17 protein-coding genes are annotated in these 17,328 nt (G+C 50.3%); 16 read left to right on the forward strand and 1 reads right to left on the reverse strand.

The genetic code is table 11. The features are described from left to right. The first annotated feature begins 18 nt into the window (after positions 1-18). The 7 genes from KK083_RS07070 (at position 19) to KK083_RS07095 (ending at position 6,285) form a co-directional block, all read left to right on the forward strand. On the forward strand, positions 19-1,236 hold the full coding sequence (locus tag KK083_RS07070) for a PHP domain-containing protein (RefSeq protein ID WP_254161920.1): 1,218 nt from the start codon (positions 19-21) through the stop codon (positions 1,234-1,236). Positions 1,237-1,272: 36 nt separating this feature from the next. After that, entirely contained in the window at positions 1,273-1,752 is a 480-nt protein-coding gene (locus KK083_RS07075; RefSeq protein ID WP_254161922.1) for a GyrI-like domain-containing protein, read from the forward strand. A 262-nt stretch (positions 1,753-2,014) separates the two neighbouring features. Continuing rightward, positions 2,015-2,830, forward strand: coding sequence for a response regulator transcription factor (locus tag KK083_RS07080; protein WP_254161924.1), 816 nt, complete (start codon positions 2,015-2,017; stop codon positions 2,828-2,830). Between the two features lie 180 nt (positions 2,831-3,010). Then, positions 3,011-3,787 (forward strand): isocitrate lyase/PEP mutase family protein, encoded by a 777-nt coding sequence (locus tag KK083_RS07085; protein ID WP_254161926.1) that lies wholly within the window; start codon positions 3,011-3,013, stop codon positions 3,785-3,787. Between the two features lie 161 nt (positions 3,788-3,948). After that, positions 3,949-4,329 carry a YybH family protein gene (locus KK083_RS07090; protein WP_254161928.1) on the forward strand — a complete coding sequence of 127 codons (381 nt, stop codon included), beginning with the start codon at positions 3,949-3,951 and terminating at the stop codon, positions 4,327-4,329. A 512-nt stretch (positions 4,330-4,841) separates the two neighbouring features. Beyond that, positions 4,842-4,964: a hypothetical protein gene (locus tag KK083_RS32470; protein WP_262899466.1), complete on the forward strand. Its 123-nt coding sequence runs from the start codon at positions 4,842-4,844 to the stop codon at positions 4,962-4,964. 67 nt (positions 4,965-5,031) lie between these two features. After that, complete coding sequence (locus KK083_RS07095; protein WP_254161930.1) at positions 5,032-6,285, forward strand: glycosyltransferase; 1,254 nt, start codon at positions 5,032-5,034, stop codon at positions 6,283-6,285. Here KK083_RS07095 and KK083_RS07100 read toward each other — a convergent pair. After that, positions 6,271-6,789 (reverse strand): GNAT family N-acetyltransferase, encoded by a 519-nt coding sequence (locus tag KK083_RS07100; protein WP_254161932.1) that lies wholly within the window; start codon positions 6,787-6,789, stop codon positions 6,271-6,273. The genes KK083_RS07095 and KK083_RS07100 overlap by 15 nt on opposite strands. A 72-nt stretch (positions 6,790-6,861) precedes the next feature. On the opposite strand from KK083_RS07100, the gene KK083_RS07105 reads away from it, so the two are divergent. From KK083_RS07105 to KK083_RS07145, 9 genes are all read left to right on the forward strand, one after another. Next, on the forward strand, positions 6,862-7,503 hold the full coding sequence (locus KK083_RS07105) for a Crp/Fnr family transcriptional regulator (protein WP_254161934.1): 642 nt from the start codon (positions 6,862-6,864) through the stop codon (positions 7,501-7,503). An 89-nt stretch (positions 7,504-7,592) separates the two neighbouring features. After that, entirely contained in the window at positions 7,593-8,528 is a 936-nt protein-coding gene (locus KK083_RS07110; RefSeq protein ID WP_254161936.1) for a ring-cleaving dioxygenase, read from the forward strand. Between the two features lie 120 nt (positions 8,529-8,648). After that, positions 8,649-9,602 carry a VOC family protein gene (locus tag KK083_RS07115; protein WP_254161938.1) on the forward strand — a complete coding sequence of 318 codons (954 nt, stop codon included), beginning with the start codon at positions 8,649-8,651 and terminating at the stop codon, positions 9,600-9,602. 1 nt (position 9,603) lies between these two features. Continuing rightward, positions 9,604-10,221, forward strand: a complete 618-nt coding sequence (locus tag KK083_RS07120) for an alpha/beta hydrolase (RefSeq protein WP_254161940.1) — start codon at positions 9,604-9,606, stop codon at positions 10,219-10,221. Position 10,222: 1 nt separating this feature from the next. Next, positions 10,223-10,579: a cupin domain-containing protein gene (locus tag KK083_RS07125; RefSeq protein ID WP_254161942.1), complete on the forward strand. Its 357-nt coding sequence runs from the start codon at positions 10,223-10,225 to the stop codon at positions 10,577-10,579. Between the two features lie 215 nt (positions 10,580-10,794). Continuing rightward, positions 10,795-11,541, forward strand: a complete 747-nt coding sequence (locus KK083_RS07130) for a LytR/AlgR family response regulator transcription factor (RefSeq protein WP_254161944.1) — start codon at positions 10,795-10,797, stop codon at positions 11,539-11,541. A gap of 214 nt (positions 11,542-11,755) precedes the next feature. Then, positions 11,756-15,853 (forward strand): MBG domain-containing protein, encoded by a 4,098-nt coding sequence (locus tag KK083_RS07135; protein ID WP_254161946.1) that lies wholly within the window; start codon positions 11,756-11,758, stop codon positions 15,851-15,853. Positions 15,854-15,910: 57 nt separating this feature from the next. Beyond that, the gene (locus tag KK083_RS07140) at positions 15,911-16,375 is read left to right on the forward strand and encodes a hypothetical protein (protein ID WP_254161948.1); all 465 of its coding nucleotides are present in this window, start codon (positions 15,911-15,913) and stop codon (positions 16,373-16,375) included. A gap of 116 nt (positions 16,376-16,491) precedes the next feature. Further along, the gene (locus KK083_RS07145; protein ID WP_254161950.1) at positions 16,492-17,178 is read left to right on the forward strand and encodes a hypothetical protein; all 687 of its coding nucleotides are present in this window, start codon (positions 16,492-16,494) and stop codon (positions 17,176-17,178) included. Positions 17,179-17,328 lie beyond the last annotated feature (150 nt).

Genomic DNA, 17,328 nt, shown 5'->3' on the forward strand with positions numbered 1-17,328 from the left:
GGCATTTACTTTGCCCGTATGACAACTTCCTATTTATCACTGCTCCTCAGCACCTTGTTACTCCTCACCAATCCTGAAAATCCTGTTAATCCTAAAAATCCTGGTCAAAATCCTGGTCAAACGAAGCGTTGGTTTAAAGGCAATCTGCACACCCACTCTTACTGGAGTGACGGCGATGAATTTCCGGAGATGATCCTGGACTGGTACAAAACGCATGGCTATGATTTTGTGGCGCTCTCTGATCATAACACCATGGCCCGTGGCGAGAAGTGGATCAAGGTTGTGAAAAGCAGGATGTATGCGGAAGCATTCGACAGGTATCTCGCCAAGTTCGGTCCTGAATGGGTGACCTATAAAGTAGACTCGGGGCGTACCCATGTGAAGCTCAAGACGTATCCCGAATACAAGAAACGTTTCGAAGATAAAAATTTTCTCATCGTGCCTGCAGAAGAGATCACGGACCGTTTTGAAGGCAAGCCGATCCACCTTTGTGCTACCAATCTACAAAATGTGTTGCCGCCCCAGGGTGGAAGCAGTGTGATGGAGACCATGCAGCGCAACGTAGATGCCGTGCTGGCGCAGCGCAAGGAGACCGGCATCCCGATGTTTCCGCACATCAACCATCCTAACTTTTATTACGCCATCACCACACAGGATATGATCGGCTTGCACGGCGAACGGTTCTTTGAAGTATACAATGGCCATCCGCTGGTGCACAACGAGGGCGATTCGCTTCACCCCGGCACGGAGCAGATGTGGGATGAGATCAACGTCGCTTATTTCAAAAGACAACAACCCCTGCTGCTGGGATTGGGCAGTGATGACAGCCACAGCTACCATCAGTTTGGTACCGCTTACAGTAATGCAGGCCGCGGGTGGGTGATGGTGTACGCCACTTCGCTTGAAGCCGGCGCGCTGATAGAGGCGATGGAGCGTGGTGATTTTTATTCGTCGTCAGGCGTGACCCTGAAAGATGTATCGGTTCAGAAGAAAACACTTTCGGTAGAAGTGGCAGGGGAGGCCGGCGTTACGTATACCATTGAGTTCATCGGCGCTACAACGGATGACGAACAGGCAAAGGTGCTCAAAACTGTCACGGGAACGAAAGCAAGTTTTCAGCTCACGGCACAACACCTGTTTGTTCGCGCGCGCATTACTTCCAGCAAAATGAAACCAAATCCCTACCGGGAAAATGAAGTGGAGATGGCATGGACCCAGCCGGTGTTGTACCGGTAAAACAAACATCATCTTCTGATACTTATTCAACCTGCGATGACACCAAGAATCGAAACCCTCAAAGAAAAGAAGCTGATCGGCAAACAGTTACGGATGTCGTTATCCAATAACAGAACGGGTGAGCTGTGGCGCAGCTTTATGCAGAACCGGAGATCGATCACAAATAATATCGGATCGGAGCTTTATTCCATGCAGATTTATGATCCTTCTTATTTCCGGAATTTTAATCCGGCCACCGAGTTTCAGAAATGGGCTGCGATAGAGGTTGTTGATCATAACACAGTGCCCGAAGGTATGGAGACTGTGACTTTGCCGGGAGGACTTTACGCCGTATTCTTTCACAAAGGAGACGCCAGCACAGGCCCCCAGGTGTTTCAGTATATTTTCGGCACGTGGTTGCCAGGTTCAGATTACGTGCTCGATAACCGGCCGCACTTCGAGCTGCTCGGCGAGAAATACAAAAACGGCGATCCCGCTTCTGAAGAAGAGTTCTGGATTCCCGTAAGGCCAAAATAGAAGCACCACTTTCTCAAAATCCTGAAAATTTTCCCGCAGATCACGCTGATTAAATTCAATTACCATCTGCGCTCATCTGCGCAATCAGCGGGAACAAAACCCCATATGCTTCAAAGCAAATCTTGTTTTTACCCGTACAGTTTATTTTTCGCTTTGTTCCGTTTTGTACAATTCCGGCAGGGATCGCTTGCATAAGTTTGAGACAACGCATTTTTGTATCTTTGTTTTCCGCTATCAGGTTTTGCAGTAAAATCGCACGTTTATGAAGTACCAGGAAATAGTGCCGGGCAGCAGGCTGAAGCCGTATGTGAAATGTTATTACATCTACGAGGCTGATTCCACGGCGTCGTTCGAGGATACCGTTTTTCCCAGCGGATGTATGGAGATCATTTTCAACCTGGGTACGGGCCACTGGCAGACCGCTGCCGCTGGCGATTTTGTTACCACGCCCTCCATTGAGCTGTGGGGCCAGATCACAAAGCCGTTGATGGTCAAATCTGTCGGAAAGAACACCATGCTGGGCATCCGTTTCTTTCCACATGCCGCGGCTTATTTCCTGAAAGAGAACATCGAACAGTTCAACAACCAGATCGTTGATCTGATGGATGTTTCCGGCAGTATGGTGAACGCGCTCCATACAAGATTGCTCGAAACCGCCGAATGGAATAAAAGGATCAGCCTTGTTGAAGAATTTTTATTACAGAAGCTTTCGCCGGTAGAAAGAAGACATAACAAGGTAGCCATGGTCAGTGACATCATGCACGAGATCAAACGTGAAGATTTTTTCGACAAGATCGAAGACATCGCCACACGGTATGGCATCACCTCACGTTACCTGCAGAAATTGTTTTTACAATATACCGGACTCACTCCGAAGCTCTACAGCAAGATCAACCGCTTTCAGAATAGCCTCCGCCTGGTCACCAGAAAGGATTCATCGCTTACCTCCATCGCTTACGACTGCGGATATTTTGATCAATCACATTTTATCTGGGAGTTCAAATCTTTTACAGGCCTTACACCTTCAGGTTATGCGTCTGAAAATTCTCCGCTCACCGTTGCCCTCGTAAATAATTAAGCAGTTCCGTTTTGTACAATGAATGCCCTCCATGGCATTCTACCTTTGTTTCACACACAGCAAGAGATCATCAAATGATGTGATCTGTACGCCAGGCACTCAGTTGCGCGATGCCTATCGTTGTTTCTGAATTGTATGGATCTGTGTGAATAATATTTAACAAATTAAAAACAAAACGGTATGTCGTCACAGTTTAAAAAATTCAAAGCCCTCCATCAGGCGGATAGCTTGTTTGTGTTGCCCAATGTGTGGAATGCGAAGAGCGCCATGGTCTTCCAGGAGAAACAGTTTCAGGCCGTAGGTACCTCGAGTGCCGCGGTCGCGAGTAGCCTGGGATATGAGGATGGCGAGCAGATGCAATTTTCAGATTACCTCTTTGTGATCGGTCGCGTTCTGGCATCGGTAAAAATTCCAGTGACCGTAGATCTCGAAACCGGTTATGGCCGCACGAACGATGAGATCGCGGCAAATGTAGTAAAGCTTGCCGACATGGGAGTGGCAGGTATCAACATCGAGGACTCCGTCATCAGCGGATCGAAACGTTCGTTACAGAAAGCGGATACATTCGCAAAAACCGTAGAAGCCATCAAGAACGCATTGGAGAAAAGGAAAACAGGCCTGTTCGTCAACATCCGCTGCGACACGTATATCCTGGACGTTAAGAATAAACAGCAGGAAACTGCGGCACGTCTGGAAATATACGGGAACACCGGTGCCGACGGGATCTTTCTGCCGTGCATCAGCCATGCGCAGGATATCACAGAAGCGTTGAACAATACCAGCTTACCACTCAATGTCATGTGTATCCCCGGGCTTCCCTGCCTCGATACCCTGAACGGCCTGGGTGTAAAACGCGCAAGCATGGGGCCGTTCCTCTTTAATAAGGTGTATACTCAAGCAGGTGAGCTCTCACAGGCAGTTCTCGCGGACAAAAGTTTTGCGCCACTTTTTTCGTAAGAATTTCTTTCACCAGCAAGACAGGTACGAAGTACGATCCCGATAGCTATCGGGAACGAGGTATGAGTCAGGTCTCCGATCGAAGGCCTCCTGGCTCCTTACTCCTGACTCCTGGCTTCTAGTCTTTGAAACACAATTTTTCAACCATAAAAACAAAAACCATGAATTTACCAAAACGCGCAGAAGATGCGCATGCAACACTCGCAGCAGCCTTCAACACCGGTAACGTAGCCACCGTACTGAGCATGTATGATGTGAACGGCATCATTGTACCCGAGCCCGGCAAATCGGTTTCAGGCAAAGAAAAATTTGAAGAAGCCGTAAAAGCGATCCTCTCCATTAAAGGAAAGATGGAGATCAAAACCGTGTATTGTCTCCAGACAGGCAACCTCGCCGTGGGTAGGTCTGAATGGAACATCACCGATGGCAAAGAAGTGAAAGTAAGTGCCAAAGGTATCGAGGTCATGCGTCAGCAACCCGATGGCACCTGGAAGATAGTGATCGATCACGCCTTCGGTGCGCTTGAAGAGCTGGTGGCTTAAAAAAGTATCCGTCCACAGATCAAGAGCGCACGTTACGTGCCAGAAATTGTATCCCTCGATCCAAATTTCTGTGGCACGTGAAATGCCAAACACAATATCCACGGGCTTCACCCGTGGATATTGACATTAACGCCCTCCAGGCCTTTGTTCGCTTCTCGCGTTTCAATCGGGTTATTAACGGTGAAGGTCAATGGTGTGTGGTTATTGATTCAAACTTCGCCGCTTCGATGCTCATTTCCCAAGCCCCGAGAGGGGCTTAATATTCATAACCCGCGGTGAAGCCGCGGGTTATGGGTGAGATGAGGAACTGCGTCACGCTCGATCGTGATCGGTGCGTAACTTTATCATGGCGCATAGCAGCAAGCTCGATGATCGAGAGAAATCACTCGCAAAAACTGACCCCACCGATAAAGCATCGTCTACTTACTCAAAAAGGAGTAGATGCATTTTTTATTGTGTTTCCCTGAAACAGGGATACTTGAAAACCACTATCTTTCATAAAATTAATTTTTATGTATTTCTTAATCTCACTGCTCATTTCAGTTTTTGGCTTGTCAGATGCAGGCCAGGCTGACCAGGCGGATAAAGGTGTGGTTGTACAACAGGAGAAACCTGGTTCATTTTATCATTCTTAAGACCGGTTGTCTCAAGGCCATCGTCACTGCAATGTGGTGATGTGTTTTTGAGACAACTTTTTTTATCATGTCATCTTCTTCGCGCATCTTTCTTTCTGTTTGTATCCTCACAAAAAATGAAGCGCAGTTCATCGGCGATTGTATCAACAGTGTAAAACGTGTTGCCGATGAGATCCTTGTTCTCGACTCTTATTCAACAGACGACACTGTAGCGATTGCTACTGCGGCGGGTTGCCGTGTGACGCAGCAGCCCTGGGTGGATTTCTCTTTTGCCAGGAACACGCTCATCGCACAGGCCCGGGGCAAATGGATCCTCTTCCTGGATGCCGACGAAACACTGCACAACGCCGCCTTGCTGAAATTCAGGCTTCGTTACCTGACCGGAAAAAAGACGGGAGGTTTTCTCATGGAGCGTACGGAGATCTTCAGGCACAAAGACTCCGGCAAGATCGAATCCGTGCCCATCGGCCTGGTGCGGCTATTCAGGAACCATGCCCAGGTCCGGTTTGAGTACACCGTTCATGAAACCGTGGATGCTTCTATACTGAAAGCCGGATTTGAGATCGGTATACTGAAACGTGCCAGACTGCATCACCGGATCTTTTTATCGGAACGCGCTTACATCGATGCCAAGCAAAAGAAATACCTGGAGATGATCGAGTCCTACCTCGCAGGAGATGGTGATGATGGCTGGATGCTGCTGCACAAAGCTAAAACACAATGGTACTTTGAACGCACGGGTGAAGCGCTGGCAACTTACCTGCGCGTTACCCTCTCAGGATGGATACCAACCAATATCAGGGCAACTGCCTGTTGTCATGCCGCATCTCTCTACGTGCACCATGGCAAACCTGATGAAGCCCTGCTTTTCCTGAAACAAAGCTTCGCGTTCGTAAAAGATCAGTCACTGGCGTGGCTTGTCAAAGGCGATCTTCATTTTGCCGCAGGTCATTACAGCGATGCGCTGGCATGTTATCATCGGCTGTTGCCTACCCTGCCATCGAAGTACCAGACGTGCATCTTCAGTTATTTGTACACACCGGCGCCTGTGAAATTGTTCAAGATGGGATGCTGCCACCTCGCGCTGGGTAACATTGGGAAAGCATATCTTTTGTTCAAGGCAGGTCTGCGCATGCAGAAGCGCTCCGCCGAGAACTGGCTTGGCCTTGCGCATTGCTACCATGAACGCAAGGATTATCCGCAGGCGCTTCACGCGGTGATGGAATGTTTGGCGCTGAATCCTGAGTGGAACCAGGCGCTGACACTGAAGAAAAGAATTGTGTCCAGGGCCTCGGCAGTCAGTAGATCAATTGCTGTATAAAAGCAGCTCGTCGCCACTGGCGGAGTGGATCTTGTTCCTGAAGCTCAGCCCCAGTTTTTCCAGGAGGCGGATGGACCTGACATTGCCAGGTAGCGTGATGGCGGCGATCTTCTGCAATCCTAGTTTCTCTTTCGCATATACCAGCGTAGCCCTGGCTATCTCCAGCGCATAACCCATTCCGCCGAAATCCGGAAGCAAGGCAAACCCGATATCGGGGCAATCGAGCGTGTCCCGGTTCAGGATGCCACACATTCCAATTGACAAGGCTGATTTCTCCTCCATGCCATTTTTCTTCTCTACCATATACAGCCCATAACCGTTTACCCGGTAACTTTTGAACGGGCCGTTTTCGAGGTAATGTTGTGCCTGCTCGCGGTTCCTTACATTTCTGTCGCCAATGAATTGAAGCCAGCCCGGGCTGTTCAGCAGCTCGATGATGAAGTCGCAGTCGTCGTACGTGAATTCACGCAGCCTCAGTCTTTCGGTTTCCAGTATGTATTTCATCGCGCGTGCTTTGGTGTTGGGAGTTTGTGATCCAAAGATCCGGTTTTCTTTTGTCTTCGATTCTGTTTTTCAATGAATGTTGACCAAATTTACCGGGTGGTGAAGTTATCGCCTGAACGGCCTATGAAGAACCTGGAATTGATCCTTCAGAATATTGCCAAACATATCTCCCTGACGGAAGAAGAAAAACGTTTGTTTACCGGCATGCTGGAAGCACGGCATCTGAAAAAGAAGGACGTCATTCTGAAGCAGGGTGAAGTTTGTAAATATTCAACGTTTATCGTCGATGGCGCCTTAAAAGGATTTACCGTGGGCAAGGATGGCAGCGAGCACGTGATCAATTTTGCGCTGAAAGACTGGTGGATCGCCGACATGTACAGCCTGATCTCGCAACAACCCGGTATGCTGACCATCGAGGCTATTGCCGACTCGGAAGTGTTATTGCTTTCCAAGCAGGACCAGCTGTTGCTTTACGAAAAGGTGCCGAAGTTCGAAAGGTTTTTCAGGATCCTGGTGGAGAATTCGCTTGTAGCCAGCCAGCAGCGCCTCATCAATAATTTAAGCCTTACCGCCGAGGAACGTTACCGTTTTTTTATGAAGAAGTATCCTTTCATCCTGGAATGTGCGCCGCTGCACAGCATTGCATCTTACCTGGGCATCACGCCTGAATTTTTGAGCAAGATCAGGAGGCGAATGGCCGGTAAGCTCAAATGAGCAATGCTTTCTTAACCTAGTTCAAGGCTTTTGGCGATCTTCCGGGAGTAATTTCACGTTATCAACGTAGCAATAAAAAATTACGAATCATGGAAAACAGGATCACAGGAATACATCATATAACAGCGATTGCCGGAAACGCCAAACGCAACTTCGACTTTTATACCAAAGTGCTCGGTCTCAGGCTGGTGAAAAAAACAGTGAACTTCGACGACCCCGGTACCTATCACTTTTATTTCGGCGATGAAACAGGAACGCCCGGCACCATTCTCACTTTCTTTCCCTGGGAAGGGATTCAGCAAGGAAAGACAGGCACCGGCATGGCAACCGACATCGGATATTCCGTGCCCGGAAAAAGCCTCGACTTCTGGAAAGAGCGTTTCAAAAAATACAATGTGAAGGTCACGGATACTGGTAAACGATTTGGCGAAGATTACATCTCTTTCGAGGATCCCGACGGACTGTCACTCACCCTGATCGTTCCCGCTTCAGCAGACGATCGCAAGCCGTGGGAAACGAGCGAGGTAAAAGCTGATGCTGCTACAAGAGGTTTTCACAGCATCACGCTGAAGCTGCGCAAGGTAGAAGCTACTGCCAGCGTGCTGACGAACATCTTCGGTTACACACTGCAGGGCAAAGAGGGTAACCGTTACAGGTATGTGACCGATGCCGTGCCGAATGCTTCAGTTGTTGACCTGATCGAGGCGCCTGACGAAGCTCCGGCGATCAACGCGGGAGGCACCATCCACCACGTTGCATTCAGGGTAAAGGATGAAGCGACACAAATGGCGTTCCGTGAAAAAGTTGTGAAGCATGGCCTGAGCATTACGCCGAAGATCGATCGCAACTACTTCTTCTCGCTTTACTTCCGCGAGCCGGGTGGTGTGCTCTTCGAGATCGCCACAGATAACCCGGGCTTTGCTGTTGATGAACCGGTGAACGAATTGGGCAAGAACCTGAAGCTGCCGCAACAATATGAAAGTCACCGTGCGAAGATAGAACAAGTATTACCTGTGCTGAACTAAGATCCGGTAATAGAAAAAGGTATCGGGCATTGGGGACTTGGAAGATAAAGTGTCAATGCCCAATGCCCTCCCGATCCTATCGGGATTCCCAATGCCCGAGAACAACATAGTGTTACAAATATGGAAAAGTTAATCACCGGTATCCACCACGTTACGGCCATCGCTTCGGATGCACAGCGCAACATCGACTTTTATGCAGGCATCCTGGGCCTGAGGCTGGTAAAGAAGACCGTCAACTTCGATGCGCCCGACGTGTATCATTTTTACTACGGCGACGAGCTCGGCCACCCGGGAAGTATCCTTACATTTTTTCCATACAGCGGCCTGATCAGGGGAAGACATGGGACAGGTTTTTTAAATACCACCACCTTCTCGCTTCCGATGGCTTCCCTCGATTACTGGATGGCCAGGTTGAAAAAATTCGACATCAATTTCAAGCATCCGCAGGAGCGGTTTCAACGCGAAGTGGTGGTGTACCTGGAAGATCCGGATGGACTCGGACTGGAGCTGGTCTTTGTGGAAGGCGATCCAAGAAAAGGTTTTACCTACGGCCATATTCCCGTGGCACACTCCATACGCGGTTTTAACAATGTAGAGATCTGGGAAGAAGGATATGAACGCACCGCGGCCCTGCTTACGGAGCAGCTCGATCACGTGCTGATCGCCGAGAATGGAAACCGCTTTCGTTTTGCCGCGCAGGATACGCCGGGAAATTATGTTGACATACTGTGTGCGCCCGATAGTCTTAAAGGAAGGAGTGGCAGCGGCACCGTGCACCACATCGCGTTCAGCACACCCGACAACAAGAGTCAGCTGGCCGTGAGAGAAAAGATCAACGGCAGGATGCTGAACCCAACGCCGGTGCTGGACAGGCAGTACTTCCGTTCCATTTATTTCAGGGAACCCGGTGGTGTGCTGTTTGAAGTGGCGACAGCAGATGACGGTTTCACCAAAGATGAAGACAAGGCTCACCTGGGCGAGGCGTTGAAGCTGCCAGCGTGGTTTGAGCCCGATCGTGAAAAAATTGAAAAAAGTGTAACACCCGTTGCACTGAACTTTGAAAAGTATAAATGATATGCATAAGAAAGAGATCGTTACGGCTGGAAAAAAACTGACGGAAGCCAAGAAGGCGCTGATCATGATCCATGGAAGAGGCGCTACGGCAGAAGACATCATAGGCCTGAGCAGCTACCTTCAGGTGAAGGACTTCGCGCTGCTGGCACCACAGGCCACCAATTATACCTGGTATCCTTATTCATTTTTGATGCCACCCAGGCAAAACGAACCCTGGCTGTCGTCAGCGCTCGCGCTTTTGGGCGACGTGGTTTCAGACGTCAACAAGGCGGGCATCGCGTCAGAGAACATATACTTCCTCGGCTTCTCCCAGGGCGCCTGTCTCACGCTCGAGTTTGTTACCCGCAACGCCAGGCGATGGGGCGGCGTTACAGCGTTCACCGGCGGGCTGATCGGTGACAAGATCTACCCGGAGAATTACAAAGGAGATTTTCAGGGAACACCCGTGTTTCTTGGTACCAGCGATCCTGACCCGCATGTTCCCGTTGAAAGGGTGTATGCCACCACCAACATCCTGAAATCCATGAATGCTGCTGTTACCGAAAAGATCTACCCGGGCATGGGCCACACCATCGACCAGGACGAGATCGAAACTGCTAACACGCTGATCTTTCAATGATATGTTTACGGTCACCAGAATTTACAGCGACGCCAGGGGCGAGAGTCATTTTGAAGACATGGAGATCCCCCTGAAAGATGCAGGCATCGTAGGTCGGTTGTCTGATCCTGTGAGCGCGCGGTCGGTGATCTTCAGGGAAGTTGCTCCTTCTTATGATTGGGATTTTCACCCGGCGCCCCAGCGGCAATATATCGTGTTGCTCGATGGCGAGATCGAGATCGAAACTTCGCTCGGGCATAAACGCAATTTCAGGGGCGGCCAGATCCTGCTGATGGAGGACACCACGGGGAAAGGGCACCGGACAAAGAATGTAAGGCCCGAAGCAAGGAAATCGATCTTCATCACGCTGAATGACTGAATCTTCAGCCGGCCCGTACTGCCGTAAGGAATCACCCTTTCTGGGTGAAGATTTTCATAAAATGACTCCTCCCGTTGCTTATCTTTACAGATTCTGAAACCTGTACCTATGCATCGGTTCCTGTTTTTAACTGCGCGGAAATTTTACTGTGTCCTGGAGGCCCAGGCAGGTACCACGGTGACGTTGGAAGTACCTTTAAAAGTAAGACAATCCGCATGACCAATCTGACCGCTGTTATTGTAGACGATGAAAGGCGGGGCCGTGAGCTGCTGAACCAGTTGCTGCAGGTGCACTGCCCCGAAGTTGAAGTGCTGGCACTGGCCGCTACGGTTGACGAAGCCATTGAAGCGGTGAACAGCCACCATCCCGATATACTGTTCCTCGACATCCGCATCGGAAATACTTTCGGGTTCGATGTGCTTCCGTCGCTCGTGGAGCCACTACCGGCTATCATTATCACCACAGCGCACGAAGAATATGCCATCAAAGCCGTGAAGGTGCAGGCCACTGACTACCTGCTGAAGCCCATCGTGAGCGATGAGCTCAAAAGTGCCGTGCGAAAAGTGATGGAGAAAAAGAAGAGCACAGGCGCCGAACCTGCATCTCCTTCAGGCGCCGTTGCAGGTGATAAGAAAATAGCCATTGCATCGGCCGAAGGATTGATCTTCATCAAAGCCGATCACATCATCCGCTGCGAGGCTTCCGGCGCCTACACCGAGATCTACGTTAAAGAGGGCAGCAAGATCGTGACCAGCACCAACCTGGGTGAGTTTGAAAAGTTATTGCCCGAATCCATGGGCTTCCTGCGCGTTCACCATTCCTCGCTGATCAACCTCGCAGAAGTCTCCATGTACGTAAAAGCCGAAGGTGGCAGCGTTGTCATGAGCGATAAAAGCAAAGTGCCCATCTCGCAACGAAAAAAGGCTTCCTTCCTCGAAGCCATTAAAAAATACACCAGCTAACCTCCCTGGCCAATAACCCGTCCCTAAAAACCCACACTTCCCGGCCATGGACTATCGACCATGGATTATGGACTTTTCCAGTTCATCACTTATTCCTCACAACCTGCACTTATCAACCCGGAAGCCCATTCCGCCAAAACGGCCCTTTTTCGGCGGTCCCCCGGCCATGCTCTTCCGTATAGACTACGGATTAAGCAATTAACATTTATCATTTATGACACAATTTTACAGGCTTTGCGGGGTATGGGCTGCGGCTTTGTTGCTGGCATTTTCCGCCAGTGCGCAAAGTACGTACTATGTAAAGGCGAACGCGTCGGGAAGTAACAACGGTACCTCCTGGACCAACGCTTTCACAGACCTTCAGCGCGCTATCGATGTTGCCGTGAGTGGCGATCAGATCTGGGTGGCGGCTGGAACGTACAAACCTTCTAAAGACATGGCGGGCAGCACAACGCCTGCCGATGCGCGTACCAAAACGTTCGTGATCAAAAACGGTGTAAAGCTCTATGGTGGTTTTGCGGGAACAGAGACCACACTGGGTCAAAGAAATGAGACCGTCAACGCTACGATCCTCAGCGGTGATATCAATGGCAACGATGGCGGCGACTTTGTCAACAACGGTGAAAATGTGTACCACGTGATGGTGGCCAATGCCATCACTACTGAAACAGTGCTGGACGGCTTTATCATCACCGGTGGTAATGCCAACCTCACCTCGGCGTTCCTGGGTATGAGCTACGGGCATCAGTATGGCGGCGGTCTCATATCGAGTCAGGTGAACACAAACCTGGCCGTGACACGTTGTATCTTCAGAGGCAACTATGCAGGTTTCGGCGGCGGAGCCATGCAATTGTATTATTCGGCGCCCGTCATCAGCGGTTGTGTGTTTGCAGGGAACAGTGTGAGTAACAGCTATGGCGGCGCCATTTATTTTGAGCATGGATCACCCGTGATCGCCAGCAGTGTTTTTACGGGCAACAAGTCAGACTACCAGGGTGGTGCACTGTATATTTTTAATTACTCCGATCCTGTGATCGTCAACAGCACATTCACCGATAACTATGCCAAGGTGAACGGTGGCGCGATCTACGTAAGAAATAGCTGTACCGTTGATATCAGGAATTCCGTTATCTGGAACAACACCGGTGGCGGCACACAAGCCGTTGCGAATGAGGGTATTGCCGTGATCGGTGTCACCTACTCTGATGTGCAGGGCGGTTACACAGGCACTGGCAATATCAACATAGATCCTGCTTTTCACAACGCTTCGGATGCTGACGGCGCAGACAACCTTTGGCGCACTGCAGATGATGGATTGGCGCTGCGTGCTGCTTCACCTTTAGCTAATACGGGAAGCAACGCCGCCATCCCTGCAGGCGTCACCACCGACATTCTTGGCAATGCGCGGATCCTTAATACCACAGTGAACATGGGCGCTTATGAAGCACTTCTTCCCGCGGTACGTTACTATGTCAACGGATCGGCATGGGTAAACGGCAACGGATCATCATGGTATAATACTTTCAACAACCTTCAAAGCGCAATTGATGTTGCCGTGAGTGGCGACGAGATCTGGGTGGCAGCCGGAACATACAAACCTACGAAAGATATCACCGGCTCCGGATTTCCTGCCGATGCACGCACCAGAACCTTCCTGATCAAAAACGGCGTGAAGCTTTATGGCGGTTTCGCGGGCCTGGAGTCAACGCTCAACGAAAGAGATTTTACGGCTAATCCCACCGTGCTCACCGGCGATATGTGGGACAATGATGAAAGCAACTTTATCAACAATGGCGAAAATGTTTATCACGTCACGACGGCCAGTGGCATTGTATCGCCCACGGTACTGGATGGCTTCATCATTAAGGGCGGCAACGCCAACCTCACCGCGGCATTTCTGGGTATGTCTTACGGACATCAGTACGGTGGCGGTCTCATCTGCAGCCAGGTGAACACGAACCTGTCGGTGACGCGTTGTATCTTTAAAGACAACTATGCAGGCTTCGGTGGCGGCGCCATGCAATTATATTATTCAGACCCTGCTATCACCGGCTGTGTGTTTGCAAATAACAGTGTAAGCAACAGCTATGGTGGTGCAATGTATTTTGATCACGGCTCTCCGGTGATTGCCAACAGTGTTTTCACAGGCAACAAGTCGAGCTACCAGGGTGGTGCGTTGTATATTTTCAATTACTCCAGTCCCCTGATCGTTAACAGCACGTTCACCGGTAATTATGCCTACGTTGACGGCGGCGCTGTGTATATGCGGAACACCAGCACGGTCAACCTGAAAAACGCCATCATCTGGGGCAACACCGGCGGCGGCGCACAAGCCATTGCCAATGAGGGCAGCGCTACGGTCAACGTCACTTATTCTGATGTGCAGGGAGGTTACACCGGCGCAGGGAACATCAACGCCGACCCTGCCTTTGCTCAGGGCGATGATGCCGATGGATACGACAACCTGTGGTTCACACTGGATGACGGTCTGGCTTTATTGAGTGATTCTCCCGCAGCCAATACCGGAAGTAATGCTGCGATTCCCGCAGGTATCGCAACGGACATCCTGGGTAATAACAGGATCGTGAACACCACGGTGAACATGGGTGCATACGAATTGCTCAGGCTGACGTCTTCTGTGGCACTTACAAACACATCAACTGTTTATGATGGCACCCCGAAATATGTAGATGTTATTACGGAACCTGCCGGGCTCACGGCATTGATATCGTACAACAGGGATGGACACGACGTCAGCGATCCTGCAGATGCCGGTGTATATCAGGTGACGGTGGTGATCGATGATGCCACCCATGGCGGTATAAAGACTGGTACACTAACCATTGCCAAAGCAACGGCGACCATCCGTTTTGAGAACCTCGTTCATACCTATGATGGTGAAGAGAAATGGGCCGATATTATCACCACACCTGAAGGCCTGCCCGTAAGAGAGGTCTATACCCAGAACGATGAGGAAGTAAGTGTCTACAATGCCGGCACGTATGAACTGACAGCCACCATCCAGGATAATAACTACGAGGGTACGGCTGTTGAAACTTTCACGATCAACAAAGCTCCTGCAACTTTGAATGTAAGCGGGCTGGAATATGTCTACGATGGCATGGCAAAAACAGTAACAGTTACTTCCGGTCCGGCAGACTTCGAAAACATTACCGTGACCTTCAGGCAGGATGGAAACATTGTAGCGCAGCCCGTAAATGCCGGCAGCTATGAAGTGGAAGCAAAACTGGAGAATGCCAATTATGCGGCCACCGTGAGTAAAACACTCGTGATCGCCAAAGCCAGCCAATCCATCACCTTCAATGCGCTTACCCCAAGAACCTTTGGTGATGCACCCGTTACACTTGACGCCACCGCTTCATCAGGGGCAACGGTGACCTACACCAGCAGCAATACCGCAGTGGCTACTGTCAGCGGCAATCAGCTTACCCTTGTGGGTGCCGGAACAACGACGATCACGGCCATCCAGGCAGGAGATCAGAACCATGGCGCGGCGGCCAATGTTGAGCGTGCCCTTACCGTGACCCCGAAACAACAGTCGATCACATTTGATGCACTGCAGGAGCGTACGATGGGTGAGCGCACTTTTTCAATCGTGGCATCTGCTTCTTCGGGCTTGCCTGTGACATTTACGAGCAGCAACCCTGCGGTGGCTACTGTTAGTGGCAACACCATCACCCTGGTGGGTGCGGGTACTACCGTGATCAAAGCAAACCAGTCCGGCGATTCACGTTATGCCAGTGCCCAGGGCGTTGAAAGAACATTGACAGTCCGTAAGAGAACACAGTCGATCACTTTCTCGGCGCTTACTGAAAAGATCCTGGGTGAAACAGACTTCCAGCTTGCAGCCACTACTTCATCGGGGCTTGTTATCAGCTATGCGAGCAGCGACCCGGCCGTGGCTACGGTAGTTGGAAACACCGTTACCTTGCGTGGCGCAGGAGAGACCACCATCACGGCTACGCAGCAGGGTAATGCGCAGTTCGACGCTGCCACCCCGGTAAGTCAGACTTTGGTTGTGAGGCTGGTGACGGGCATCGAAGCAGGTTATGATAATGCTGTAAAAGTGTATCCCAATCCGGTGATCGACCACATCACGGTAGAAAGCCATGGCCCTGACAATATTTTCAGCGTGCGCGATGTCACCGGCAAGGTGGTGCTCAACCCGAGCGCTTTGCTCTCTGACGGAAAGCAGCATACGCTGGACCTTGGCAGCCTCACAAGCGGCGTGTATTACCTCAGCATCAGCACAGGAAAAAGTATCGTCTCCAAACGTATCGTTAAAAAATAAAGTCAGGCAGGAAGCAGTGAGCGGAGGATGTTTGCTGCTTCCATAATCTTTTTAACAATGATGAACTACATTCAACAATTGCAATATATGCGCAGGTCTGTTTACATGCTGGCAATCATGATCAGTGTGGTGTACCTCTCCGGTTGTGATGGCGGCGACGAGCCCGGTGCGCAGGAGATCTTTATGGACAAGCTCGCAGGATCATGGACCCTGCGCAGCGGAAGAGTTACGGTAAATGATGTGGACGTAACAGGCGCATTCAAAGAACTCGCGATCACCTTTAATAAAGATATGAGCTATAACGTAACGAACCCGGCGGCATCGCTCTGGCCCCAATCCGGAAGCTTTACACTGCAACCCTCTGATGCGGACGCGCTGTTCAATATCGTACGCGACGATAACGTTGTGGTGGCTGTCAAAGAGCTTACCGCCACAACGGTGACCCTGGCGATGCAGTACGCTCCTCCCGGGGGACGTGTTAAAAGTGTTGGCGGTCAGTATGTATTCAAGATGAACCGGTAGGCACCAGGTGGAACGGAGAGTCTTCACCGTTCCATCATCCAAAATTTCCGCTGGCCGATTCTTTAGTTTGATCTTGTTTGCCAAAAACGCATCTTGGTACACACGATATAAACCCTATGAAAAAAATACTTGTGCTGATCATCCCGGCTTTGCTCCTTTTCTCCTGTCTCGATGACGATGCATTCCCCCGGATCGAAAACATCACGAAGGGTGGTAAATGGACCCTGAAGATCGGGAGCACACCTGAAGAGGTTTACAGCCAGCTCCAGGAATTTGCCATAGACAAAGTGTTTGACTTGGCCGTGGTTGGCCGGAACTCGTTTTCAAAACCGGAGCAGGTTCGCGACCTGTTGCCTTTCTATAACTCCATTACCCTCCAGAATCCCGCGTCAGGGCGGATCGACCGGGCCATTTTTTACCTGGACCAGGACAAGGTAAGCAGGATCGAGGCAGGTGGCGGAATGCCTGAAGAAGTGTTTCAATGGCCACTGGAGGTTTCCGATGGTGTCAGCATCCTCGGCGGCGATCCGCTGGATGTGTTGTACGACAAGCTGGTGACGATCTATCAAATGCCTGCCTACAGCAACTACCAGATCTATTTGCCAAACAAGACACTGAACAAACCTTTCGATCCCGACATGGCCAACTACGAGCAATGGAATTTTTCCTTCGAGACAGAAGTACGCCCAAACGTCCGCGGCAGATCTAACGTTACCCTGTACTTCGGCAACGGCGTGCTGAAAAAGATCCACCATGAATACAATGAAGCAACGGTATATATAGATGTGCAGCAAGTGAATTAGTCACGGGTGATTCTTGCCTGAACTCACATACGCTAAGTCCCGGTTAGGGCGACGTCATTAGTTAAGAAATCAACTAAAGGTTAACAATCCCCCAGCCCTGAAGGGGCTGAATGTCAATATCCATGGGTAAAGCCCATGGATATTGTGTAT

Origin of the sequence: Chryseosolibacter histidinae, assembly GCF_018598225.1 — a bacterium.
Lineage (GTDB): Bacteria > Bacteroidota > Bacteroidia > Cytophagales > Cyclobacteriaceae > Chryseosolibacter > Chryseosolibacter histidini.